This is a genomic window from Streptomyces coeruleoprunus (genome assembly GCF_039542925.1).
GTDB classification, from domain to species: domain Bacteria; phylum Actinomycetota; class Actinomycetes; order Streptomycetales; family Streptomycetaceae; genus Streptomyces; species Streptomyces coeruleoprunus.
This window is the reverse complement of the sequence record NZ_BAABIT010000001.1, coordinates 988610-1012108: the sequence shown is the minus strand read 5'-3', so window position 1 is coordinate 1012108 and position 23499 is coordinate 988610. Positions and strand designations below refer to the sequence as shown.

25 protein-coding genes and 1 pseudogene are annotated in these 23499 nt (G+C 75.5%); 13 read left to right on the top strand and 13 right to left on the bottom strand.

Going from position 1 to position 23499, the window contains the following annotated elements:
- Positions 1-314 precede the first annotated feature (314 nt).
- The gene (locus tag ABEB09_RS04680; protein ID WP_345687376.1) at positions 315-866 is read right to left on the bottom strand and encodes a GNAT family N-acetyltransferase; all 552 of its coding nucleotides are present in this window, start codon (positions 864-866) and stop codon (positions 315-317) included.
- 103 nt (positions 867-969) lie between these two features.
- Positions 970-1140 carry a hydrophobic protein gene (locus ABEB09_RS04675; protein WP_345687375.1) on the bottom strand — a complete coding sequence of 57 codons (171 nt, stop codon included), beginning with the start codon at positions 1138-1140 and terminating at the stop codon, positions 970-972.
- A gap of 117 nt (positions 1141-1257) precedes the next feature.
- On the opposite strand from ABEB09_RS04675, the gene ABEB09_RS04670 reads away from it, so the two are divergent.
- Positions 1258-2190 (top strand): cation diffusion facilitator family transporter, encoded by a 933-nt coding sequence (locus ABEB09_RS04670; RefSeq protein ID WP_345687373.1) that lies wholly within the window; start codon positions 1258-1260, stop codon positions 2188-2190.
- 50 nt (positions 2191-2240) lie between these two features.
- On the opposite strand, the gene ABEB09_RS04665 is transcribed toward ABEB09_RS04670, so the two are convergent.
- The gene (locus ABEB09_RS04665; protein ID WP_345687371.1) at positions 2241-3410 is read right to left on the bottom strand and encodes a baeRF2 domain-containing protein; all 1170 of its coding nucleotides are present in this window, start codon (positions 3408-3410) and stop codon (positions 2241-2243) included.
- Between the two features lie 133 nt (positions 3411-3543).
- On the opposite strand from ABEB09_RS04665, the gene ABEB09_RS04660 reads away from it, so the two are divergent.
- Positions 3544-4116: a TIGR03086 family metal-binding protein gene (locus ABEB09_RS04660; protein WP_345687369.1), complete on the top strand. Its 573-nt coding sequence runs from the start codon at positions 3544-3546 to the stop codon at positions 4114-4116.
- 24 nt (positions 4117-4140) lie between these two features.
- On the opposite strand, the gene ABEB09_RS04655 is transcribed toward ABEB09_RS04660, so the two are convergent.
- Genes ABEB09_RS04655 through ABEB09_RS04645 form a run of 3 tightly spaced genes read right to left on the bottom strand, consistent with a single transcriptional unit; the run spans position 4141 to position 5557 of the window.
- On the bottom strand, positions 4141-4695 hold the full coding sequence (locus ABEB09_RS04655) for a type 1 glutamine amidotransferase domain-containing protein (RefSeq protein ID WP_345687367.1): 555 nt from the start codon (positions 4693-4695) through the stop codon (positions 4141-4143).
- Between the two features lie 36 nt (positions 4696-4731).
- Positions 4732-5160 (bottom strand): CBS domain-containing protein, encoded by a 429-nt coding sequence (locus ABEB09_RS04650; protein WP_345687365.1) that lies wholly within the window; start codon positions 5158-5160, stop codon positions 4732-4734.
- A gap of 31 nt (positions 5161-5191) precedes the next feature.
- The gene (locus ABEB09_RS04645; protein WP_345687363.1) at positions 5192-5557 is read right to left on the bottom strand and encodes a DUF2795 domain-containing protein; all 366 of its coding nucleotides are present in this window, start codon (positions 5555-5557) and stop codon (positions 5192-5194) included.
- A 220-nt stretch (positions 5558-5777) separates the two neighbouring features.
- Here ABEB09_RS04645 and ABEB09_RS04640 point away from each other — a divergent pair, with 220 nt between their 5' ends.
- Together ABEB09_RS04640 and ABEB09_RS04635 are read left to right on the top strand one after the other, a co-directional pair.
- Positions 5778-6116 (top strand): hypothetical protein, encoded by a 339-nt coding sequence (locus tag ABEB09_RS04640; RefSeq protein WP_345687361.1) that lies wholly within the window; start codon positions 5778-5780, stop codon positions 6114-6116.
- Positions 6117-6581: 465 nt separating this feature from the next.
- The gene (locus tag ABEB09_RS04635; protein WP_345687359.1) at positions 6582-7373 is read left to right on the top strand and encodes an RNA polymerase sigma factor SigF; all 792 of its coding nucleotides are present in this window, start codon (positions 6582-6584) and stop codon (positions 7371-7373) included.
- On the opposite strand, the gene ABEB09_RS04630 is transcribed toward ABEB09_RS04635, so the two are convergent.
- Positions 7354-8625, bottom strand: coding sequence for a PAS domain-containing protein (locus ABEB09_RS04630; protein WP_345687357.1), 1272 nt, complete (start codon positions 8623-8625; stop codon positions 7354-7356). The genes ABEB09_RS04635 and ABEB09_RS04630 overlap by 20 nt on opposite strands.
- A gap of 151 nt (positions 8626-8776) precedes the next feature.
- Between ABEB09_RS04630 and ABEB09_RS04625 the strand changes: the two genes are divergently transcribed.
- The 3 genes from ABEB09_RS04625 to ABEB09_RS04615 are packed head-to-tail and all read left to right on the top strand — an operon-like array spanning position 8777 to position 11916.
- Positions 8777-9544 (top strand): ANTAR domain-containing response regulator, encoded by a 768-nt coding sequence (locus ABEB09_RS04625; RefSeq protein ID WP_345687355.1) that lies wholly within the window; start codon positions 8777-8779, stop codon positions 9542-9544.
- 42 nt (positions 9545-9586) lie between these two features.
- Entirely contained in the window at positions 9587-10849 is a 1263-nt protein-coding gene (locus tag ABEB09_RS04620) for an aminotransferase class I/II-fold pyridoxal phosphate-dependent enzyme (protein ID WP_345687353.1), read from the top strand.
- Positions 10846-11916: an MBL fold metallo-hydrolase gene (locus ABEB09_RS04615; RefSeq protein ID WP_345687351.1), complete on the top strand. Its 1071-nt coding sequence runs from the start codon at positions 10846-10848 to the stop codon at positions 11914-11916. Before ABEB09_RS04620 ends, ABEB09_RS04615 begins: the two co-directional genes overlap by 4 nt.
- Here ABEB09_RS04615 and ABEB09_RS04610 read toward each other — a convergent pair.
- Both ABEB09_RS04610 and ABEB09_RS04605 read right to left on the bottom strand, forming a co-directional pair.
- Positions 11869-12484, bottom strand: a pseudogene (locus tag ABEB09_RS04610) (DedA family protein); the annotation flags it as partial. The gene ABEB09_RS04615 and the pseudogene ABEB09_RS04610 sit on opposite strands and share 48 nt — an antisense overlap.
- Positions 12481-13248 carry an MBL fold metallo-hydrolase gene (locus ABEB09_RS04605; RefSeq protein WP_345687349.1) on the bottom strand — a complete coding sequence of 256 codons (768 nt, stop codon included), beginning with the start codon at positions 13246-13248 and terminating at the stop codon, positions 12481-12483. The gene ABEB09_RS04605 and the pseudogene ABEB09_RS04610, both read right to left, overlap by 4 nt.
- 58 nt (positions 13249-13306) lie before the next feature.
- Between ABEB09_RS04605 and ABEB09_RS04600 the strand changes: the two genes are divergently transcribed.
- The 5 genes from ABEB09_RS04600 to ABEB09_RS04580 all read left to right on the top strand — a co-directional run bounded on the left by ABEB09_RS04600 (position 13307) and on the right by ABEB09_RS04580 (position 18216).
- Positions 13307-13711, top strand: a complete 405-nt coding sequence (locus tag ABEB09_RS04600; protein ID WP_345687347.1) for a hypothetical protein — start codon at positions 13307-13309, stop codon at positions 13709-13711.
- Between the two features lie 127 nt (positions 13712-13838).
- On the top strand, positions 13839-15911 hold the full coding sequence (locus ABEB09_RS04595; RefSeq protein WP_345687345.1) for a phage holin family protein: 2073 nt from the start codon (positions 13839-13841) through the stop codon (positions 15909-15911).
- A 66-nt stretch (positions 15912-15977) separates the two neighbouring features.
- Entirely contained in the window at positions 15978-17348 is a 1371-nt protein-coding gene (locus ABEB09_RS04590; RefSeq protein ID WP_345687343.1) for an amino acid permease, read from the top strand.
- A 257-nt stretch (positions 17349-17605) separates the two neighbouring features.
- Positions 17606-17980: a hypothetical protein gene (locus ABEB09_RS04585; RefSeq protein ID WP_345687341.1), complete on the top strand. Its 375-nt coding sequence runs from the start codon at positions 17606-17608 to the stop codon at positions 17978-17980.
- Between the two features lie 53 nt (positions 17981-18033).
- Complete coding sequence (locus tag ABEB09_RS04580; RefSeq protein ID WP_345687339.1) at positions 18034-18216, top strand: hypothetical protein; 183 nt, start codon at positions 18034-18036, stop codon at positions 18214-18216.
- A 243-nt stretch (positions 18217-18459) separates the two neighbouring features.
- Here ABEB09_RS04580 and ABEB09_RS04575 read toward each other — a convergent pair whose 3' ends face one another.
- The 4 genes from ABEB09_RS04575 to ABEB09_RS04560 form a co-directional block, all read right to left on the bottom strand.
- Entirely contained in the window at positions 18460-19383 is a 924-nt protein-coding gene (locus ABEB09_RS04575; RefSeq protein WP_345687337.1) for a LysR family transcriptional regulator, read from the bottom strand.
- A gap of 22 nt (positions 19384-19405) precedes the next feature.
- Positions 19406-20599 carry a glycine C-acetyltransferase gene (locus tag ABEB09_RS04570; RefSeq protein ID WP_345687335.1) on the bottom strand — a complete coding sequence of 398 codons (1194 nt, stop codon included), beginning with the start codon at positions 20597-20599 and terminating at the stop codon, positions 19406-19408.
- A 32-nt stretch (positions 20600-20631) separates the two neighbouring features.
- Positions 20632-21660 carry an L-threonine 3-dehydrogenase gene (gene tdh, locus ABEB09_RS04565; RefSeq protein WP_345687333.1) on the bottom strand — a complete coding sequence of 343 codons (1029 nt, stop codon included), beginning with the start codon at positions 21658-21660 and terminating at the stop codon, positions 20632-20634.
- 86 nt (positions 21661-21746) lie between these two features.
- Entirely contained in the window at positions 21747-22103 is a 357-nt protein-coding gene (locus ABEB09_RS04560; RefSeq protein ID WP_345687331.1) for a hypothetical protein, read from the bottom strand.
- Positions 22104-22978: 875 nt separating this feature from the next.
- Here ABEB09_RS04560 and ABEB09_RS04555 point away from each other — a divergent pair.
- Positions 22979-23395: a hypothetical protein gene (locus tag ABEB09_RS04555; RefSeq protein WP_345687329.1), complete on the top strand. Its 417-nt coding sequence runs from the start codon at positions 22979-22981 to the stop codon at positions 23393-23395.
- Positions 23396-23499 lie beyond the last annotated feature (104 nt).

Below are 23499 nucleotides of genomic sequence, written 5' to 3'. Positions count from 1 at the left end.
GCAGCGCCGGTCGCTTCGGCCGGGGAGCGCCGGTTGGCCGGGCCCGTCATCGTCGAGTGATTCTGGTCCGGAAGTGGGGTCGCTCTGGCTCGGGCGCCGCGAGGTCGCTCCGGCCGGGCAGCGCCGGTCGCTTCGGCCGGGGAGCGCCGGTTGGCCGGGCCCGTCATCGTCGGGTGACTCTGGTCCGGCAGGGGGTCGCTCCGGCCGGGCACGGCCGGGTGACTCCGGCCCGGCACGGCGGGGTGGCTCCGGCCCGGCAGCGCCAGTCGCTCCGGTCCGGCGCGCCCGGGTGGCTCCCGCCCGGTGCCGCGGGGTCACTCCGGCCCGGCCGTCTTCGCCCACTCGGGCCGGGTGAGGGCGTACTCGACATCCCCGTGCTCCGAGCCCTCGATGACCTCCGGCCACTCCTCGAAGAACGTCCGGACGAACCGCAGTCCGGCCTTCTCCATCACCCGGCGGGACCCCGCGTTCACCGTCATCGTGTTCGCGGTCACCCGCCGGACGCCCAGTTCACGGAAGCCCTTGTCGACCAGCGCCCGCGCCCCCTCCGTGGCGTACCCGCGTCCCCACGCGGCCCGGTGCAGCCGGTAGCCCAGCTCCACCTCGTCCCATCCCTCGGCGCCGGCCGGCGGCTCCAGCGAGAACCAGCCCAGCCACGCGCCCGTGCCCCGCGCCTGTGCGACCCAGAAGCCGCGCCCGAGCAGCCGGGGCATGGTCCGCTCCCGGACTTCCTCGCGCATCACGGGCCGGCCGCCGTTGAGGAAGCGCATGACCTCCGGGTCGTTGTCGAGCGCCACCACCTCGTCCAGGTCGTCGGACGTGAAGGCGCGCAGGGTCAACCGTGGGGTCTTCAGGAACAGCGTCACGGACGGGATCGTCCGCACCGGCCCGCCCCACCGCAACGGCTTTTCGGTACGGCACGGCGCCCCACGCGGGGCGTGGGGCGCCGTCGGTGTCCGGCTCGGCCGGCTACCACCGGTACCAGCGGCTGCGGCCTCCGGCCGCCGTCGGGCCCGTGAAGAAGAACCCGAGCAGCCAGATGACCAGCACCGCCAGGGCGATCCACCACAACACTTCCACCGCGAAGCCGAAGCCGAAGAGGAGGACCGCCAGCAGCAGAACCAGCAGGATGGGAACCATAATCTGCACCTCCACCCTTCGGGTGCCCAGCATTTGTCCTGGTACACGGCCTGCGTCCGCACCAGGGCACCCGTCCGATGACCGACGCCTCCCACCCGCACACCGAACGGTGGTGACGTGACGCCCTCGCAGAAGACCCGACAGCGGCCCTCCGACCGCAGGACCCGGCTGACCGTGTGGGTCGCGCTCTCCGCGAACCTGGTCATCGCCGCGGCGAAGGCCGTCGGAGGGCTCGTCACCGGGTCGCCCGCGCTGCTCTCCGAGGGCGCCCACTCCGTCGCCGACACCCTCAACGAGGTGTTCCTGCTCGCCTCCCTGCGCCGCAGCCGCCGACCGGCCGACCGCCGTCACCCCTTCGGGTACGGCAAGGAGCGCTGGTTCTGGTCCCTGCTCGCCGCCGTCGGCATCTTCGTCATGGGCGGCTGCTTCTCCTTCTTCCAGGGCTACCAGGCGCTGGCCGGCCACCACGGCGCGCCCTCGTCGCGCTACGCCATCGGCCTCATCGTGCTGGTCGTCGCCCTCATGGCCGAAGGCGCCTCCCTCCTGCGGGCCCTGTACCAGTTCCGTGCGCAGGGCGGCGCCGGCGGCGACCCCGCCCTGCGCACGGTCATCGCCGAGGACAGCACCGCCGTACTGGGCGTGGTGCTCGCCATGTCCGGCATGAGCCTGCACCTGGCCACCGGCGAGGCCGCCTGGGAGGCCGCGGCGTCCTTCTCGATCGGGCTGCTGCTGGTGTACGTGGCGTACCGGCTCGGCCGCGAGGCCAGGGAGCAGCTGATCGGCGAGGCCGTCGACCCGGCCCTCGCGGCCCGTATCCGGGCGCTCCTCGCCGCGCAGCCCGAGATCCACAACGTGGCGGCGCTGTTCACCATGCGCCTCGGCCCGGACTCGGCGCTCGTGGCGGCGCGCGTCGACCTCGTCCCGGGCCTGGACAGCGAGGAGGTCGAACTGGTCTCCGAACGCATCAAGCGTTCCGTCGCCGCCATCTGGCCGCAGGCGGACCAGGTGTTCCTGGACATCACGGAGGCACCCGTGGGCGACGAGGGCTGACGGGCGCCCTCCGCCTCACCGGCGCCTCCGCAGGTCCGGAGGGCCGTGCCTCAGCCGCCGGTCGCCGCCTCCATCTCGCGCTCCTGGTACGGCCAGCGCAGCAGGGCGCCCAGGCCACCCACCGGGACCTCGTCGTCGATCTCGGGCCACACGCGCAGGACCTCCGCCCCGGTGGCCACCGCCGACCGCAGCAGCGCGTCGTCCGCGCGGGCCGCCACCGGCTCCGTGTCGCCCAGGTACTGGGTCTCGCTGCGCCGCACGGCCAGCTGGTCCGGCTCGGCGCCCACCCACACCTCGCGGTGCGCGTCGGGCCCCTCCGGCCTGATCAGCAGCTCGGCGATCCGGTGCTCCCGGGCCGCCTCCACCAGCGCCGGAACGCCCTCGGCCGCGCCCGCGCCGGCCTCCGTGCCGGCCCCTTCCGGGGCGCGCGCCGCGCGGAACCGCTCCAGCTCGGCCTCCTCGGTGCGCCGCAGATGCTCACGCCGGGCCGCCGCGACGTCCTCGTCCAGCCGCACCCGGGACGCGCCCGCCGCGCGGCCGCCGTGCTCGCTCTCCACGGTCGCCGCCTGCAGCGGGCCCGGCAGCCGCTCGTGCACCGTCCGCCGCTCCCTCGGATCACCGGCCAGTACGACCAGCTCCGCACCGGTCTCCTGCGTGGCCCGCACGATCGCCGCCGCGATCTCGGCGGCGTTCTCCTCCCAGGTGTTCTCCACGCTCAGCTGGAAGTGCCGCTCGTCCCACCCGGCGGTGGACGTCCGGTGCACGGGCCACGTCCGCCCCTCCACCCGGCCCGCGGGCATCGCCCCGATCGGGCCGCGCAGTTCCAGATCGGCACCGGTGCGGTCGATGTACGCCACGAGGCACACCGGCTCGCGCCCCGCCAGGTCCAGCAGCGGACCCAGCCGCGGCAGCGCCGACCAGAACACCTGCTGCGGCGCGAGCGGCCGGGTCGCCAGCGGCGGATCGAGGACGACCTCGCCCCGTGCCGCGAACACCGCGCGCCCGGCCTCGCCCGCCGGGCGGGGCCAGTCGGACAGCGCCTCGTGCACGGCCCGTACGGTCGCCTCGTCGGCGCCCAGGGCGGCCAGCTCGTCACAGGCGTCCCTCGCCTGCAGGCCGCGCCGCTCCCGCGCGGACTCGTCCATCCGGGACGTGTCCAGATAGACACTGGCCCAGGGGCCCGGACGGTCGTAAAGACTGCTCAGAAAGGCGAGTTGCATGGCTCCTCCCGGAGGCCCGGTACGTCGTCCGGGACGGGTACCCGGGCGCCGCGTCCACACACGGACCCGCTGCTGTCGCGTGAAGCGGCCACCGACCGCAGAGTGGAACCCCGACCCCACCCGGAGGTGCAGCGTGTCCGGCAGCCCGCTCCTCGAACGGCACACCGAGGCCATCGACGTGTTCTCGTCCCGCGTCCACGCGATCCGCGACGACCAGTGGGACGCGCCCACGCCGTGCTCCGAATGGACCGTCCGCGACCTGGTCAACCACCTCACCGGGGAACAGCTGTGGGTGGTGCCGCTGGTGGAGGGCCGCACCCTGGAGGAGGTCGGCGACGCCTACGACGGCGACGTGCTGGGCGACGACCCCGTCGCCACCTGGGACAGGGCCATGACCGCGGCCCGCCGGGCCCTCCACGAGGACGGCGCGCTCGACCGCACCGTCCACACCTCGATGGGGCCCATGGGGGCCTCGGAGTACTGCTCCCAGCTCACCGCCGACACCGTGATCCACTCCTGGGACCTCTCCCGCGCGATCGGTGCCGACGAGCGGCTGCCCCTGAGCCTCGTCGACTTCGCCCTCCAGGAACTCACCCCGATGGCGGACGCCCTGAGGAGCGGCAACCTGTGGGCCGCGCCCGTGCCGGTCGGCGACGACGCGGACGCCCAGACGAAGCTGCTGGCGATGTCGGGCCGCAGGGCCTGACCGGCAGGTACCGGCCTGCGCCGGTCAGGCCCTGGCGGACTCGTGCGCCTTCTTGAACTCCGCGGTGACCGCCGGGCAGAACGCCTTCAGGTCGGCCGGCTTGCGGCTGGTGATCAGCGTGCCGGGCGCCGCCTCGCAGATCCTGACCTGTTCGTCCACCCAGGTTCCGCCCGCGTTGCGGATGTCGGTCCGCAGGCTCGGCCACGACGTCAGGGTGCGCCCGCGCACGACGTCGGCCTCCACGAGGATCCACGGGGCGTGGCAGATCGCCGCCACCGGCTTGCCCGCCTCGAAGAAGCCGCGCACGAAGGCCACCGCCCGCTCGTCCATCCGCAGCGCGTCCGGGTTGGCCACCCCGCCGGGCAGGACCAGCCCGTCGTAGTCGCCGGCCGACACGCCCTCGACCGTCCGGTCCACGGGGAACGTGTCCGCCTTCTCCAGGTGGTGGAACGCCTGGATCCGGCCCGGCTTCGTCGAGACCAGCTCCGGCGAGTCGCCGGCGTCGGTCACGGCCTGCCACGGCTGGGTCAGCTCCACCTGCTCGACGCCCTCGGGCGCCACCAGAAACGCGATCCGCACGGTGTGGCTCCTTTCCTCACGCGGGTCCTCGGGCGCTCACGCCGGTTCGGTGTTCGGCTCGGCCCGGCTGATGTCGGCCAGCGCCGAACCGGGGTCCTCGGCGATGGCGACGTCCCCGAGGCTCACCACGCCGAGCGGCCGCCCGTCCTCGACCACCGGAAGCCGCCGTACGGCGTGCCGCCGCATCAGCTCGACCGCCGTCGACACCCGGTCGTCGGGCGACACGCACACCGGGTCCGGCGTGCACACGGTCTGGGCGCTCACGGTGAGCGGGTCGGCCCCCTCGGCCACCGCCCGCAGGGTGATGTCACGGTCCGTCACCACCCCGACGAGCAGGTCGCCGTCGGCCACCAGCACGTCGCCGACGTCCTGGTCCCGCATCAGCATGGCTGCCTCCACCAGCGAGGCGTCCGGCCGTACGGCGGCGACACCGGCCGTCATCACTTCCCTCACGAGCTGTGCCATGGCTCTCGCTCTCCCTCCGCCCCCGGCTCGGTCACCTGCCGCGGTCAAGGGCCTTCGCGACCTCCTGGACGCTCCGGTACGTATGGTCGCCGGGCAGCTCCGCCACGCGCTCCGCCAGGGGATCGGGGGCGTGCCGCTCGTGCAGGACCCGCAGCAGGTCACCGCGGTGCGCCGGGAAGGGGGTGCGCGCCAGATAGCGCGCCAGCTCCAGGCGCAGAGCCTCGAACGCGTTGCTCGGCACCCTGCCGTGCGCCAGTTCCGGGTCGTCGTCGGCGACCGGCTCCGGGTCGTGCCACTCCTCGGTCCTGGTCGGATGACCGGACTGCAGCAGCCCCTTGAGCTGGTGCTTCATCTCGTCGTCCTGGCGGCGGCTGAGCCGATCGCTGCCTCGCTGCATGGCTCCCTCCACGGTGCCGGGTCTGTCAGTCGCCCGGCGGGTACCCGGCCATACCGGCGCAAACCTGGCGTACGCGGTGGTTTGGGGCGGATGGTCCAGGGGACTCGCCGCTGCGGCCGAGCGGCCACGGAGCGAATGAGCACGAGTGGCTCCGGGCGCGGACGATGGTCCCGCCCGGAGCCGCCTCGGGTCTCCTGCCGGACGACGGAAGGACGGGCCGATGGACTTCATTTCCGTACTGGTCGCCCTCCTGTTGCCGCCCGCGATGCTCGGTGTGGTCATGGGGATGGCCCGCTACGAGGACTTCGTCCTCCCGCTGCCGCCCGTCCCCGACCCGGCGGACCCGCCCCAGGACCAGGGGGGCGCGGCCCCGAACCCCGCCGGGGATGTCCTGACCCCCGCCGAAGCGGTCCCGGGCCCCGCCGACGTGGTTCCGGCCCCTGCCGACCCGGTGCTGACGCGCGCCGACGCGGTCCTCGATCCCGCCGATTCCGTCCCCGCCCCGGCCGAGCCGGGCGACACGGTCCTCGACTCGCCCGAAGCCCCCGAAGCGGCGTGACCGACGGCCCCCTCGGACCCGTGCGGTCCCCGTGGACCGGTGACGACGGGTCGATCCGCCCGTACGAAGAGGGCCGTCCCCGAGTCCGGCCATCCCCTTGCCGACTCACCCGGACAGCCCAACGCGCACGCGTCCGCCCGGGGCCATGCCCGCCCCGCGAGCGGACCGGCGTCGTCCCTGGTCAGCGGCGGTTCCACCGGTCCCGCCCGATCGCTACCACCGGGTATCGCGAGGCCTTCCGCATGCCACGTCCGCGCCTCGGGGCGCCGATCCGGCGAAACGCGCGGACAGTGGAATCAGGCGTTTGCCAGAGCGGGCGCCGGGCATGCGCTCCTCGTGCTTCGGACCCGGAGGCACGTCCGTGGGAGCGGCCCACCCGCTCCGGGCGTGTCCGATGCCCGGTCCTGGTGGCGCTTCCCGGGGTGACAGCCAACCGTCAGCGCCGCTCGAGGAGCTGAAAACGACATGCCTACCCTCGCTCACACGAAGCATCCGCACGACGACGCCCCCGACACCACCGAGGCGTTCCAGCGCCTGGCGACCCTGCCGCCCGGCCCGGAACGGGACGCCGTACGCCAGGAGATCGTGCGTGCCTGGCTGCCCATGGCGGACCGGCTCGCCGGCCGGTTCCGCAACCGCGGCGAGGCACTGGAGGACCTGAAGCAGGTCGCCGCCCTCGGCCTGGTCAAGGCCGTCGACCGGTACGACCCCGAGCGCGGCGCGGCCTTCGAGTCGTTCGCCGTCCCCACCATCACGGGGGAGATCAAGCGCCACTTCCGCGACCACATGTGGACCCTGCACGTGCCGCGCCGCGTCCAGGACCTGCGCGGCCGCGTCCGCACCGCGTACCAGGAGCTGTCGCACTCCGTCGGCGGCCGGACCCCCACCGTCTCCGAGATAGCCAAGAAGGCCGGCATGACGGAGGAGGAGGCCATCGCCGGCCTGGAGGCCCTGGACAGCTTCACCGCGCTGTCCCTGGACGCCGAACTGCCGGGCACCGAGGACGGCTACACACTCGTCGACGCGCTCGGCGGACCCGACCCGGCCCTCGACGTGGTCGTCGACCGCGAGGCGGTCAAGCCGCGCCTGCGCAAGCTGCCCGAGCGGGAACAGCGGATCCTCTACATGCGGTTCTTCCGCGACATGACGCAGAGCCGGATAGCCGAGGACCTGGGCATCTCCCAGATGCACGTCAGCCGCCTGATCAGCCGCTGCTGCACCCGCCTGCGCGAGGACATCATGCGGGACGCCGCGTAGCCGCATCGGGGGGCTCCGCCCCCGGACCCCCCGGTTTCGGGGACCCGGCCCAGCCCGGCGGGTCCGCGGTCGGGCGCCGCATCGCCAGGGCCACATGGCGCGACACGATGTCCGCGGCCTGCCCCTCGGCCATCGAGAACGCCCGCCGCGCACCGGTGCGCAGCAGCGTCAGTACGCCCAGCACGCCGTGCCCCTCGTCGGCCGCGCCGCCGACGAGGGGCACGCACAGCAGCGAGCTCACCCCGGAGCGTACGAGGACGGCCGCCCCGTCGGCGTCCGTGCCCAGCGCCAGGGTGTCCTCGGGCCGTACCTGGAGCGACGCGGACCCGTCCCGTGCCACCTGCGCCACCAGCGGACACGCCTCGGGCTCCTGCTCGGCCACGGCCTTCAGCAGCGGGCCGCCCTCCGCGTCGGGCGGGCCCAGCACGACCACGCGGCGGGCCGGCCCCTCGCCCGTCACATCGGCGATCACCCAGTCCGCGAACCGGCCGTGCAGCGCCCGCGCCGCCGCCTCCAGCGCCGCCTCCGCGTCCCCGGCGGGGCGCCGCAGCAGCTCCGAGGCGACCGTGTCGACCAGGTCCAGCGTCCCGGCCCGCCGCGTGGCCTCCGCCAGGTCCGGCACCGCAGGGCGCCGCGCCGCCACCCGGACCGCGTCCCCGGACGCCGACCGGTCCGCGGCCGCCGGGCGCGGGGTGTCGGCGGTGACCCCCGGCTGGAGCACCACGACCACGGCCGGCTGCGGCTCGTCCGGCAGCGGCAGCGCCGCCAGCGTGGCCCGCACCGGCTCAAGCGGCCGCTGCTGGAGCCGTACGGTCATGCTCCGGCCGCCCTCGCCGCGCGCCGTCGCCGCGACCTGCGTACGGAACGGGGCCCGGTCGCCCGGAGTGAGCAGCGCGGCCAGCGGGCGGCCCGTGGCGTATCCGGCGCGGACACCGGTCAGGCCCATCGCCGCGAAGTTCATCCGGCGCACCACCGTGTCCCGGTCGACCAGCGCCACCGCCAGCGGCAGCCGCTGGAACAGCGTCTTCAGCAGCTGCCGCTCCTGGCGCTCCGCGGGCGCCCCCTCGGGCCCGCGTGCCGCGAGCCGCTCGTACCGCGGCCACAGCGTCTCCGCCGCGTGCTGGAGCTCGAACAGGGCGGCGTCCAGCACCCCCTGCTGCTCCTCGGGCGGCAGGGCCCGCGCATTGCGCAGCTCCGCCACCCGGCGCACGAAGTCCGCGAGGTCCTCGCCGAAGGGGCCCGTCCCGCTCACGCCGTCGTCGCCTTCGTCGTCATACGAGCACGGTAACCGCAGCGACCGACCGACGGGTATGCGAACGCGCCACCGGGACGCCCCGGCCGTCCCACCCGTTTCACGCCGCCCGCACCCGGGCAGCCGCACCTCGAAGGGAGATGGCTCCACGATGCTGACCGAGCAGGAGTACGAAAGCCCCGAGCCCGCGTCCACCGTGCGCAGGCTCCAGCAACTCGCCGAACAGTGCGTCCGCTCCGTGCCCGCCTGCTGCGGCGCCGTCGCCACTCTCGGCGACGAACACGGTGAGCAGGAGGAACGCCGCACCAGCGCCACCCACCCCGACCTGGCCGCCCTCGTGTCCGTCCAGCTCGACTCCGGGGACGGCCCCATCCGCGACGCCCTGGACAGCGGCGCCCCCGTGGACGCGGAGGATCTCCTCCACGACGACCGGTGGCCCGCCTACCGCGCCCTGGCCCTCGGCTCCGGCGTACGGGCCAGCGTCACCCTGCCCTTCCACCGGGCGGGCCTCGACATCACCCTCAACCTCTACGGCTTCCGCCCCGGCTCCCTCGGCGACGCCGCCCACGGCCCCGCCGCCGTCCTGGGCGAGGAGGTCACCGCCGGGCTCGCCCGCGACCGCCGCTACCGCGCCGCCCTCACCGAGGTCGGCCAGCTGGAGACCGCGCTGCGCTCACGGCCCGTCATCGACCAGGCGGGCGGCATCGTCATGCACGTCCTGGGCTGCGGCGTCGAGGAGGCCTACGCCGTCCTCCGGCGCGTCTCGCAGCTCGGCAACCGCAAGCTCGCCGACGTCGCCGCCGCCATCGTCCGCACCCGCGGCCGCGGCCTCGAGAAGGAACTCGCCCGGCTCGCCCCCGCCCCCGTACGCCGACCGAGCCCCCTGCCGAACGGCGAACCCACCCAAACCTCCGTATAAAGGGTGAGGAAGGCGAGCCCGTCAGAAGGCGAGGTGGTGGCGATGCGGAGCACCGCTCCCGCCGGGCCGCCCGGGGCCCCCGGCCACGGCCAGGTCCGGTACGCGCCGCCCGCCCCCGACACCGGCCTGCCCGTGGTCGCCGAACTCGCCGCCGTCCTCGCGGCCGCCGCCGCCCGCCCCGACACCGAACCCCCCGGCGGCGGCCCCGTCCTGCGCGAGGCCGCCGACGGCTACTGGTGGCGGCGCGGCCTGCGCTGCCACCCCGAGGAGGTGGTCGCCGCCCCCGGACCGGGACCGCTGCTCGCCGCGCTCCTCGCCGCCCACGGCGGCGACGTCCTGCTGCCCCGGCCCTGCCCCGTCGCCTGGACACCGCAGGCCCGGCTCCTCGGCCGCCCCGCCTACCACGTGCCCACGCCCGCCGAATGCGGCGGCGTCCCCGACCCGTACGCCCTGCTGGAGACCGTCCGCCGGGTCCGCGCGGAGGGCGGCCACCCGGCCGTCCTGCTGCTCTCCGTCGCCGACGACCCCACCGGCACCGTCGCCCCGCCCGAACTCGTCCGCGAGGCCTGCGAGGCCGCCGTCGACGAGGGCCTCCACATCCTCAGCGACGAGACCTGGCGCGACACCCTGCACCAGCCCCACGACACCGTGCTGGTCAGCCCCGCCGAGATGTGCCCCGACGACGTCACCGTCCTGTGCGACCTCGCCGGCTCCCTCACGCCCGCCGCTTGGCCCGCGGCCATCGCCCGGTTCCCCACCCGACGGCCCGCCGCCGCGGCGCTGCGCGCCCGCACCCTCGACGTGCTCACCGCCCTCGGCGCGGACCTCCCCGGCCCCCTCGCCGTGGCCGTCGCCCACGCCCTCGACGAGCCCGAACCGGTCACCGCACGCAACACCGCCGCCACCACCCTCCACGCCCGCGCCGCCGAGGCCGCCCACCACACCGTCCTCGCCGCCGGCGCGCTCGCCCTCCCGCCCGGCGCCGGCCGCCACCTCTACGCCGACCTCGCACCACTGCGCGAACCCCTCGCCGAACGGGGCGTCACCGACTCCATCGAACTGGAGGACTACCTCACCGAACGGCTCGGCACCCCCGTCCCCGGCGCCCACCGCTTCGGCGACGAACTCGGCGCCCTGCGCGTCCGCCTGGCCACCGCCCCGCTCCTCGGCGCGACCCCGCGGGAGCGCCTCGAAGCGCTCACCTCCGAACGCCCCCTCGAACTGCCGCACCCGGCCAAGGCGTTGCACACGCTCGACGCCGTACTCCGGGAACTGGGAAACAGCGGGGAAGGAGCCACCCCATGACGGACACGGAACCCACGGCGCCCGCGCCCGCCCAGCAGCCGTCGACACCCCCACCCGCCCCGGCACCCCGCCCCCTCGGCGAGGTCCGCCACTGGCCCCGCTCCTTCGCCGACCGGCTCACCGCACCCCTGCCCGGCGTGCGCGCCCTGGCCCGGCTGGCACGCGAAGGCGCCGCCGCCGTACGCCCCGGCAGCGACGGGCTGCGCGACATCCCCCTCCTGCCGTTCGCCCCCGGCCCCCTGCCCGACGCCGGCCCCGACACGCTCGCCGTCACCTGGGCCGGCCACGCCAGCTGGCTCCTGCGCATCGGCGGGCTCAGCGTCCTCACCGACCCCGTCTGGTCCCGGCGCATCCTCGGCACCCCGCCCCGGATCACCCCCGTCGGCGTCCGCTGGGAGGACCTGCCCCCCATCGACGCCGTCGTCATCAGCCACAACCACTACGACCACCTCGACGCCCCCACCCTGCGAAGACTCCCGCGCACCACCCCCGTCCTCGTCCCCGCGGGCCTCGGCCGCTGGTTCCGCCACCGCCGCTTCACCAGCGTCACCGAACTCGACTGGTGGGAGGCCACCGAACTCGGCGGCGTCCGCTTCGACTTCGTCCCCGCCCACCACTGGTCCAAGCGCACCCTCACCGACACCTGCCGCTCCCTGTGGGGCGGCTGGGTGCTCACCGACCCCCGCGGCGGGCGCGTCCACTTCGCCGGCGACACCGGCTACGGCCACTGGTTCCGCGAGATCGCCGACCGCCACCCCGGCATCGACCTCACCCTCCTGCCCATCGGCGCCTACGCGCCCCGCTGGTGGCTCGGCGACGTCCACACCGACCCGGAGGAGGCGGTCCGCGCCTACCAGGACCTGGGCGCCCACCGCATGGCCCCCATGCACTGGGCCACCTTCGTCCTGTCCTCCGAACCCGTCCTCGAACCCCTCACCCGCCTGCACGCCGCCTGGGACCGCGCCGGCCTGCCCCGAGACCGCCTCTGGGACCTCGCCGTGGGGGAGTCCCGCGTCCTGGAGCCCGTCCCCCGCGCAGACGGCGCCACACCGCCGGCGCCGAGCTGACCAGCAGCGCCAGCGCCACCGCCGCCAGCACCCCCTGCCACGGCCGAGGGAACAGCGCACCGCCCGCCACCCCGATCAACTGGTACGTCGCCGCCCACGCCAGACACGCCGGCACGTCACCCGCCACGAACCGGCGCAGCGGCATCCGCGCCAGCAGACAGGCCACCATCACCGGGATCCGCCCCGCCGGCACCAGCCGCGACAGGACCAGCACGGACACACGGTGCTCCCGCAGCCTCGCCTGCGCACGCTCCAGGCGCTCCGGCGCCGCCCTCGCCCGCAGCGCCGCCAGCCACCGCGAGCCGTTCCGGGACCCCGCCCCGCGCCCGCCCAGCCAGTACAGCGCCACATCACCCAGCAGCGCCGCCGCCGCGGCCACCACGAACACCACCGCCAGCGAGAACGGCGCCGCCTGGTGCAGCGCCACCACCGCCGCCGAGCTGACGATCGCCCCCGTCGGCACGACCGGCACCAGCGCCCCCAGCGCCACCAGCAGGAACAGCGACGGATAGCCGACCGCCCGCTGCGTCTCCTCCGGCGGCAACTGGCCGATGACCTCCGCGATCACCCGGCCACCCCCGGCCGGACGCTCTCGCCGTGCCCCAGCAGGTGCACCGCCACCCCCGGGGCCAGCCGCGCCGCGAGCCGCGCGAACTCGTCGCCCGGCGCGTGGAACTCGTGCGGCCGCACCGCGTCCATCCCGATCGGCCAGTACGTGCCGTAGTGCACCGGCACCGCCGCGCGCGGCGCCAGCGCGGCGAGCGCCTGCGCCGCGCGCCCCGCGTCGAGATGCCCGTGTCCCAGGTACGGGCCCCAGCCGCCGACCGGCAGCAACGCCACCTCCACCGGCCCCACCACGGAGGCCATCGCGTCGAACAGCCCCGTGTCCCCGGCGAAGTACGTGCGGGCCGCGCCCTGCACGACGTACCCGAGCGCGGGGGAGCGGTGCGGCCCCACCGGCAGCCGCCGCCCGTCGTGCGCGGCCGGCACCGCCCGTACCACCAGCGGGCCCGCCGTCACCTCGTCACCGGCCCCCACCTCGACGAGCCGAAGGTGCGTCAGCCGCCGCAGCCCCGGCACGGAACGGGGCGCTCCGCGCGGCACCACGACCAGCGCGCCCGGCGCCAGCCGGGCCAGGGACGGCAGGTGCAGGTGGTCGGAGTGCAGATGGGAGATCAGCACCACGTCCGCCCGCGCCGCCTCGGGCGGCGGCAGCGCGCCGCGCCGCCGGCGCAGATGGGCGAGCCGGCGCACGAACAGCGGATCCGTCAGCACGCGCACACCGGAGTCCTCCACCGTGCAGGTGGCGTGACCCCACCACGTGACCTCCATGCATCGAGCGTAGGGCCGGGCCTCCTCCGGCGGCGCGAATCGGGAGTAGGGTCGGTCCATGGACGACGTACGCGTGGCGGCGATCGCCAGCCTGACGCCGCTGGAGGAACTGGACAGCGACCCCTTCCTGGTGGACACGCGCAGCCAGCACGCGATGTGCGCGCGCTGGGCGGCCGACAAGGGCTATGTCGTCAGCCGCGAACTGCTCTTCTACGGGCTGCCGCCCGACCACCGGATGCTGTGGGCCGACGTCGAGTCGGGCGCCGTCGACCTGTTCGTCGCGCCCAACGAACGCGTACTGGACCGGGCCGTCACCTCGGCACGGGACTTCGTCGCGGAGTGCGAGCGGCGCGGAGTGCGCCTGGAGACGGCCGGCCTGGACGAACCGGCGTACGACGCGGCCATGAAGGCCCACGTGCACCGCCGCCTCTCCATGCCCACGGCGGGCTACGACGGCTGCTGAGCCCGGCCCTGCCGTTCCTCGTCGTGGGCGCCCGCCCGCCCGGGCACGCACCGCGGGGCGGCACCGTGTGCCACGCTGGAGCTGCCGGGCCAACCGGGCGGTCGAACGCGGGTGAAAGGCGGGCGGCGTGGTCGAAGGGCGGTGGCGGGCGGCCGGTGGTGCCGCGCTGCGGGTCGTCGTGGTGTGGGCCGTGTCCACACTCACCATGCTGGCGCTCGCCGGGCTCCTGCCCGACTTCCGGCTCCAGTCCGACGACGGCGACACCATCACCCGCACCGCCGTCACCGCCGCCTGGAGCGCGGGAGCGTTCGGCCTGCTCAGCGCCCTGGTGTGGCCGCTCGTCGTGCGGGCCCTGCTGCTCGTGCCGGCGCTCGTCCTCGGGCTGCTGGTCTTCTTCCTCAACGGGTCGCTCCTGCTCGTCGCGCTGTGGCTGATCCCCGACGGGCGCGGCGAGGCCGACCCGCAGAACGCGGTCGTCGTGGCCGCCGTCATGTCGGCCGTGGCCTCGGCGACGTCCACCGCCCTCGCCGTCCGGGACGACAACGCCTACCGGCGGCGCCTCTCCCGGCTCGTCGCCCGGCGCCGCACCGGCGCCGCACTCGGCCCGGACACCCCGCCCGGCACACTGTTCCTCCAGCTCGACGGCGTCGGCCACCAGGTGCTGCGCGACGCCCTCGACGCGGGCGTCATGCCGACCGTGGCCGCCTGGGAGGCCACCACGCACCGGCTCACCCCCTGGCACACCGACTGGTCCAGCCAGACCGCCGCCAGCCAGCTCGCCATCCTGCACGGCTCCAACCACGACGTGCCCGCCTTCCGCTGGTACGAGAAGGACACCGGCCGCCTCATGGTCGGCAACCGGCCCGCCAGCGCCGTCGAGCTGCAGCGCCGCGCCGCCGCCCGCACCGGCGAACCGGGCCTCCTCGCCCACGACGGGGCGAGCCGCGGCAACCTGTTCGGCGGCGGCGCGGGACAGCTCGCCCTGGTCCTGTCGGTGTCCGGGCGGCGCGGCCCCGGCACCCGCTCGCGCGCCGGCTACTTCGCGTACTTCCGGGACCCCGCCAACGCCACCCGTACCGCCGTCTCCTTCGTCGCCGAGGTGTGCCGGGAGACCGGGCAGGCCGTGGCCGCCCGCCTCCGGGGCGACCGCCCGCGGGTCGGCCGCGGCGGCCTCTACCCGTTCGTCCGGGCCTTCGCGACCGTCGTCGAGCGGGACGTGGTCGTCGCCGCCGTGATGGGCGACGTGCTCACCGGCCGCACGGTCGTCTACGCCGACCTCGTCGCGTACGACGAAGTGGCCCACCACTCCGGGCCGCACAGCCGTGACGCGGCGAAGGTCCTCGCACGCCTCGACCGGTCCGTCGCGCTCATCGCGAAGGCCGCCGAACACGCCCCGCGCCCCTACCGCGTCGTGCTGCTGTCCGACCACGGCCAGAGCCCCGGCGAGACCTTCGCGTCCGCGTACGGGCTCACCCTCAGGGACCTCGTACGGGCCGGCTGCGGGCTGCCCGTACCGCGCCGCGTCCGGCACGGCCCCAGCGGCGCCGAGGCCCGGGGCGCCCTGCGCAGCGCCCTGCACCGGCCCGTCGAGGAGGGCCGCGAGGAGCGCCCCGCCCGCGGCGCGGGCCCCCTCGTCCTGGGCTCCGGGAACCTGGGCCTGATCTCGTTCCCCGACGTGCCGTACCGGATGTCCCGCGAGGAGATCGACCGCCGCCACCCCGCCCTCCTGCGCACCCTCGCCCACCACCCGGGCATCGGCTTCCTGCTGGTCCGCAGCGAGGAGCACGGCTCGGTGCTGCTCGGCCCGGACGGCTTCGAGGCCCCCGTCGACGACCTCACCGACGCGTCCGGGCCCCTCGCCGCGTACGGCCCGGGAACCGCCGACGCGGTACGGCGCACCGACTCCTTCCCGCACGTCGCCGACATCATGGTCAACTCCCGGTACGACCCGGCGACGGGCCGCGTGCACGCCTTCGAGGAGCAGATCGGCTCGCACGGCGGCCTGGGCGGCGGCCAGTCGCAGCCGTTCCTGCTGTGGCCGGCGGAGCTGAGCCCGCCCGTCGCGGCCGGGGAGCACCTGGCGGGCGCCGAGGCCGTGCACCGGGTCCTGAAACGCTGGCTGGAGGAATCCCGGTCACCTGTGCGAGCGGAAGAAGCATTTCCGGTCACAGGCGGTGTCGCACCGGACAAAACCGGGTGATTTGGAGCGCCGTTCCGTGTACCCCACCATGGTCGGGTTTGCACGGAGAAAGGCGAACCACCCCTCATGACCACGGTCACCACCCCCGATCCGACCAGGCAGGACGCCCCCGGCACGGCCGGCCACGACAGCGGCGGCCCGCACGCCCGGCGCTTCGGCCTCCCCGTCGCCACGGCCCTGGTCATGGGCAACATCATCGGCGGCGGCATCTTCCTCCTCCCGGCGTCCGTCGCGCCCTACGGCACCATCAGCCTGGTCGCGTTCGCCGTCCTCACCGCCGGCGCCCTCGCGCTCGCCCTGGTCTTCGGCCGGCTCGCCCGCCGCCACCCCCGCACCGGCGGCCCCTACGTCTACGCCCGCGAGGCCTTCGGCGACTTCGCCGGCTTCCTCTCCGCCTGGTCGTACTGGATCACCACCTGGGTGTCCAACGCCGCCCTCGCCGTCGCCGCCGTCGGCTACCTCGACGTCCTGCTGCCCCTGCACGGCTCGGTCGCCGCGACCATCGCCGCCGCCCTGCTGCTCCAGTGGCTGCCCGCGCTCGCCAACCTCGCCGGCACGCGCTACGTCGGCGCCGTCCAGCTCGTCTCGACCGTCCTGAAGTTCGTGCCGCTCCTGCTCGTGGCCGTCGGCGGGCTGTTCTTCTTCGACGCCGACAACCTCGGCCCGTTCCAGGCCGGCGGCTCCGGCGCGCTCGGCGCCGTCTCGGCGTCCGCCGCGATCCTGCTCTTCAGCTATCTCGGCGTCGAGTCCGCCGCCGTCTCCGCCGGCGAGGTCCGCGACCCGCGCCGCAACGTCGGCCGCGCCACCGTCCTCGGCACCCTGGGCGCCGCCGCCCTCTACCTGCTCGGCACCGTGGCCGTGTTCGGCACCGTCGCACACGACCGGCTCGTCGAGTCGACCGCGCCGTTCTCCGACGCCGTCAACACCATGTTCGGCGGCTCCTGGGGCGGCACCGCCGTCGCCTGCATGGCCCTCGTGTCGATGGTCGGCGCGCTCAACGGCTGGACGCTGCTGAGCGCCCAGACGCCGTACGCCGCGGCCCAGGACGGGCTCTTCCCGAAGGTCTTCGCCCGCAAGCGGCGCGGTGTGCCCACGGCGGGCGTGCTCGTCACGGTCGTCCTCGCGTCCCTGCTGACGGTCTACAACTACACGGCCGGCCCGGAGGGCGTCTTCGAGAGCCTGGTGCTCATCACCACCTTCACGGCCACGGTCCCGTACCTGCTCTCGACGGCCGCCCAGCTCTACTTCCTGCTGTCCGGCCGCGCGGACCGCGTCAGCCGCCCGCGGCTCGTGCGCGACGCCGTGCTCGCCCTGGCCGCGTTCGGCTTCTCGCTGTGGCTGGTCGCGGGCTCCGGCTACGCGGCGGTCTACCAGGGCGTGCTGTTCCTCTTCGCGGGCGTGCTCGTGTACGCGTGCATGGCGGGCCGCAAGGGCTGAGCCGTGTCCGGCGGGTCTCCCCCCACCCCGCCCCTTCCCGAAACCGGGGGCTCCCCCCCGGCCCTCCCGTAGAGCGCCTACGGCGCTCGACCTCGGACGCCGGACGGGCTGCATGCAGCCCGTCCGGCGTCCGAGCAACCCACGAGCGGCCGGTGCCGGGACGGCGTAACACGCGTACGCCGGGAGAGCGGATTCCCGGCCGGAGCAGGCCGGATCCGCGGCCGGGCGGGCACAGGACGCAATGTCCAGGAGGTCCCGTGCCCGAGCTTCAGCCCCGCCCCGCAGCCCCCGGCCGCCGCGCCCCGCGCGTGGCCGTGCTCGCGGCGGTGCTGCTGGCCCTCGCCGCCCTCCTGGGCGCGACCGCCGGGGGCGCGGCCGCGTACGGCGGCGCCGAGCCGCGGCCCGCCGCGTCCACCGTGCCGGACCCCGCGGGCGAAGGGCAGCACGAGCAGACCGACGCCGAGTCCGCGGCCCCCGCCGCCAACCGGGCCGGCCGCCGCCACCCCCGCGCCGTACGCCCCGTGGCCGCCCCGCCCGGCCCCCGCCCCGACCGCCTCACCCCTGCCCGGAGGGCCACCTGCGGCCCTCCGCCGACGATCCGCTCCGTGCGGTGCGTGGTGCTCCGCTGCTGACCGGCGCCCGGCCCAGCAGTGACGCCCACCCCCACACCATGAGGAGCACAGCCATGCCCATCGACCCCTTCGCCGCCCTGAACGCCCTCGTCCGCGCCGAGGCCACCCGCGGCACGGCGCCGGTCCCACCGACGGGAAGCGAGCAGGGCGAGGAGCCCGCCGGGCAGCACAGCGACCGGGAGACCCGCCGCCCCGGATCCGCCCCCGCCGCCGAGCGGCCGACCGCACGAGGCTGACCCCGCGCCGGCCAGGCAGTGTCCGGCGCACCAGGCCCACACGGCTGGGCGGTGCCTTCGACGGTGCGGCTGCGCGGCGGAGGGGAGGGACGGCGGAGCCGTCGCGGCCGACGACCACACCGCGGACGCCCGTGCCGGCCCCGCGGCCCAGGCCCGCCCCTCGGACACGACCCGTACGGCGGGCCGCCGCGCCGAGGCGCCCAGCCGCCATCCGCCGCCGTCGACCGGCCGCTCGGAAGGCGTTCAGCCGCCCGCGCTCGCCGAGAGTCCCGCCGCCGACTCCGCCAGGGCGTCCAGCACCGGCCGGATCAGCGGGTGGCCCTCGGCGCCCCGCCGCACCGCGGCGAACACGCGGCGGAACGCGGCCGGGCCCGCCACCGGGCGGACCACCACGTCCTTCAGCTCGATGCCGCGCAGCGCGGAGCGCGGCACGAGCGCCACCCCGGCGCCCGCGCCCGCGAGCGCGGCCACCGCCCGGAAGTCGTCCGACACGTGGACCATGCGCGGTGCGAACCCGGCCAGCTCGCAGGCGAGCAGCACCATGTCGTGGCACGGATTGCCGGGGGACTGGCCGATCCAGTCGCTGTCCGCCAGCTCCGCCAGCGCCACCTCGGGCTCCTGCGCCAGCGGATGCCCCGCGTGCAGCACCGCGTCGAACGGCTCCGCGTACAGCGGGACCCGCACCAGCCGCCGGTCGCCCTCGTGCGGCGCGCCCCGGTACTCCACCGCCAGCGCCAGGTCCGCCTCGCCGTCCAGGACGAGCGGCAGCGACTCGTCGCCCTCGGCGTCCCGCACCCGCAGCCGGATGCCCGGCTGCCGCTCGGCCAGCCGGCCGATCGCCGGGGCCAGCACCTCGGCGATGCCCGTCGCGAACGCGGCGACCGTCACCTCCCCGGCCGTACCGCCCGCGTACGCGGCCAGCTCGGCCTCCGCACGCTCCAGCTGCGCCAGCACCTCGTTGGCGTGCTCCAGCAGGATCTCCCCGGCCGGGGTGAGCCGTACGCCCTTGCCGCTGCGGGTCAGCAGGGTGTGCCCGGTCTCCTGCTCCAGCGCCGCGAGCTGCTGGGAGACGGCGGACGGCGTGAGGTACAGCGCTGCCGCGGCGGCCGTCACCGTACGGTGGTCCGCCGCGGCCCGCAGGATGCGCAGCCGGCGAGGGTCGATCACCCTGCCATTGTCACTCAGGCCATCAGGCGCCCATCGCGGCCCGCGCGTCGACGAACGCGGCGACCGCCCGCTCGACGTCCGCCGTCGAGTGCGCCGCCGACAGCTGCACACGGATCCGGGCCTGCCCCATCGGCACGACCGGGTACGAGAAGCCGATCACGTACACGCCGCGCTCCAGCAGCAGCTCGGCCATCCGCGCCGCCTTCGCCGCGTCGCCGATCATCACCGGTGCGATGGCGTGCTCGCCGGGCAGGATCTCGAAGCCCTCCTCCGCCATCCGCGTACGGAACAGCTTGGTGTTGGCGTCGAGCTTCTCGCGCAGGTCGCCGGCCGACTCCAGCAGGTCCAGGACCTTCAGGGACGCGGCGGCGATCACCGGGGCGAGGGAGTTGGAGAACAGGTAGGGGCGCGACCGCTGGCGCAGCAGCTCGACGATCTCGGCGCGCGCCGCGACGTAGCCGCCGGATGCGCCGCCGAGCGCCTTGCCGAGCGTGCCGGTGATGATGTCCACGCGGTCCATCACCCCGTGCAGCTCCGGCGTGCCGCGGCCGCCCGCGCCGACGAAGCCGACGGCGTGCGAGTCGTCGACCATGACCATCGCGCCGTAGCGGTCGGCGAGGTCGCAGATCTCCTTCAGCGGCGCCACGTAACCGTCCATGGAGAACACGCCGTCCGTGACGATCAGCTTCCGCCGCGCGCCCGACGCCTCCTGGAGGCGGGCCTCCAGCTCGCCCAGATCACGGTTGGCGTACCGGTGGCGGGCGGCCTTCGACAGGCGGATGCCGTCGATGATCGAGGCGTGGTTGAGCGCGTCGGAGATCACCGCGTCCTCGGGGCCGAGGAGCGTCTCGAAGACACCGCCGTTGGCGTCGAAGCAGGAGGAGTACAGGATCGTGTCCTCCTGCCCGAGGAACGCCGACAGCCGCTGCTCCAGCTCCTTGTGGATCTCCTGGGTGCCGCAGATGAACCGCACGGAGGCCATGCCGTAGCCCCACCGGTCCAGCGCGTCCTTGGCCGCCGCGACGACCTCGGGGTGGTCGGCGAGGCCCAGGTAGTTGTTGGCGCAGAAGTTCAGTACGTCACCGGGGGCGCCGCCCGCGGTGACGGCGACGGCCGCGGACTGCGGGGTGCCGATGACCCGCTCGGGCTTGTACAGCCCGGCGTCCCGGATCTCGTCGAGGGTGGCGCGGAGTTCGTCACGGACGGACGCGAACATGGAGAGTGCTCCTAGCGGGGAAGGTCGGTCGGTCAGACGGTCCAGTCGAGGATGATCTTGCCGCTGCGTGCGGTGGCCGCCTCGTCGAACGCGGCGTCGAAGTCCTTGTACGCGTACCGGCCGGTGATCACCGGGCTCAGGTCGAGGCCGCCCTCCAGCAGGACGGTCATCGCGTACCAGGTCTCGAACATCTCCCGGCCGTAGATGCCCTTGATCGTGATCATCGAGGTGACGATCTTCGCCCAGTCGACCGGGAACTCCTCGGCCGGCAGGCCGAGCATCGCGATCCGGCCGCCGTGCGTCATGTTGGCGACCATGTCGCGCATGGCCTCGGGGCGGCCGGACATCTCCAGGCCGATGTCGAAGCCCTCGCGCAGACCGAGCTGCCGCTGCGCCTCGGCGATGCTGCTCTCGGCGACGTTGACGGCGAGCGTCGCGCCCGCCTTGCGGGCCAGCTCCAGGCGCGGCTCGCTGACGTCGGTGATCACCACGTTGCGGGCGCCCGCGTGCCGGGCCACCGCCGCGGCCATGATGCCGATCGGGCCGGCGCCGGTGATCAGCACGTCCTCGCCGACCAGCGGGAACGACAGCGCCGTGTGCACGGCGTTGCCGAACGGGTCGAAGATCGCGGCGACGTCGAGGTCCACCTTCGTGCGGTGCACCCACACGTTGGACGCGGGCAGCGCCACGTACTCGGCGAAGGCCCCGTCGCGCCCCACGCCGAGGCCGACGGTCGCCCGGCACAGGTGACGGCGCCCGGCCAGGCAGTTGCGGCACTTGCCGCACACGAGGTGGCCCTCGCCGCTCACCAGGTCGCCGACCGCGATGTCCTCCACGTCGGCCCCGACGGCGGCGACCTCGCCGACGAACTCGTGCCCGAGGATCAGCGGCGTGGACACCGCCTGCTGGGCCCAGCCGTCCCAGGAACGGATGTGCAGGTCCGTCCCGCAGATCCCGGTGCGCAGCACCCGGATGAGCACGTCCCCGGGTCCCGTCTCGGGCTCCGGAACGTCCATGAGCCAGAGGCCGGGCTCGGCCTTCTGCTTGACAAGGGCCTTCATGGGTGCGGCTCCAGGCAGGAAAAGTGCAGATGGTGGACGTGCACCACCCTGCCGATCAGCGGCGGCCCGCGTCCATCGAGCTTTTCTTAAGCACCCCAACAGCCCAGCTTCACGCACCCCGTCCGAGTGATCCCGGCCCCCACCCGGACCACCCGCACAGCCCCCACCCCCACGACGAAACCCGCCGCCCCCGCCCCCACGACGAGACCCGCCGCCCCCGCGCCCACGGCGAGACCCGCCGCCCCCGCGCCCACGGCGAGACCCGCCGCCCCCGCGCCCACGGCGAGACCCGCCGCCCCCGCGCCCACGGCGAGACCCGCCGCCCCCGCGCCCACGGCGAGACCCGCCGCCCCCGCGCCCACGGCGAGACCCGCCGCCCCCGCGCCCACGGCGAGACCCGCCGCCCCCGCGCCCACGGCGAGACCCGCCGCCCCCGCGCCCACGGCGAGACCCGCCGCCCCCGCGCCCCGCCGGCCCTCACGCTCCCGCGCCTACGAGGCCTCATGCCCGCGCTCGCTGCGATGCCCCGCGACCGCGCGCCTGCGGCGAGGCCCGCCGTCCCCGCGCCCGGCGAGGTCTCGCGCTCCTACGTCCGCTGCGAGGCCTGCCGCCCTCGTGCCCCGCCACGGCGGCGCGCCTTTGCGAGGTCTCACGCTCCTATGCCTGCTGCGAGGCTGATCGCCCTCGCGCCCGGCCGGCCCTCACGTCCGCGCGTGCCTGTGAGGTCTGATGGCCCCGCGCCCGCTTCGAGGCGTTACGCTCCGGCGCCCGCTGGGGGAGGCTTCACGGCCGTGCGCCTGCTGTGAGGCCTGCCGCCCTCGTGCCCCGCCACGGCGGCGGGCCTCTGCGAGGTCTCACGCTCCCATGCCTGCTGCGAGGCTGGACGCCCTCGCGCCCGGCCGGCCCTCACGTCCGCGCGTGCCTGTGAGGTCTGATGGCCCCGCGCCCGCTTCGAGGCGTTACGCTCCGGCGCCCGCTGGGGGAGGCTTCACGGCCGTGCGCCTGCTGCGAGGCCTGCCGCCCTCGTGCCCCGCCACGGCGGCGGGCCTCTGCGAGGTCTCACGCTCCCATGCCTGCTGCGAGGCTGGACGCCCTCGCGCCCGCCGGACCTTTCGGCCGCGTGCCCGCTGCGGAGTCCCAGGATCCCGCGCCCGTGCGAGACCCCACGGCCCGTGCCATGCCCCCCGCATTACCCCGCAGGTAATCGACCCGCCCCCGCGCCACCGGCATCGTGGAGGGCACCGGGGCCCGGGCGGCGCACTCCGCCCGGGAACCGGGTCCCGACCGGCCCGTACGACTCGACGGAGGCTGATCCGCCATGTCCCACGCCCTGCTCACCGGCCTTGCCCGCACCACCGAGCCGCTGACCGCGCTGCGCCGCTTCCTCGCCCTCGACGCGGTCGTCACCGGGGCCAACGGACTGGCCTACGCCGTCGCCTCCGAGCCGCTCGGGCGGCTGCTCGGCGTGGACGCCACGCTCCTGCTGGAGCTGGGCCTCTTCCTCATCGTGTACGCGGCGGGCGTGGGCTACCTCGCCTCGCGGCGCCGGCCGCCCGCGACGCCCGTCAAGGCGGTGGTCGACGCCAACCTGCTGTGGGCGGCCCTGAGCATCGTCGCGCTCGTCGCCTGGCTCGCGCCGACCACCGCCGGCACCCTGTGGATCCCCGCGCAGGCGGCCACCGTCGCCGGCTTCGCCGCTCTGCAGTGGACCGCCCTGCGCGCCAGTGGCCGCTAGGCCCGAATCGCCGGAGGGGCTGAATTCAGCCCCTCCGGCGTTCGAGGACGAGCGCCGGACGGGCGCGATGCGGCGGAGCCCCCAGGAGGGGACAGACCCGCCGA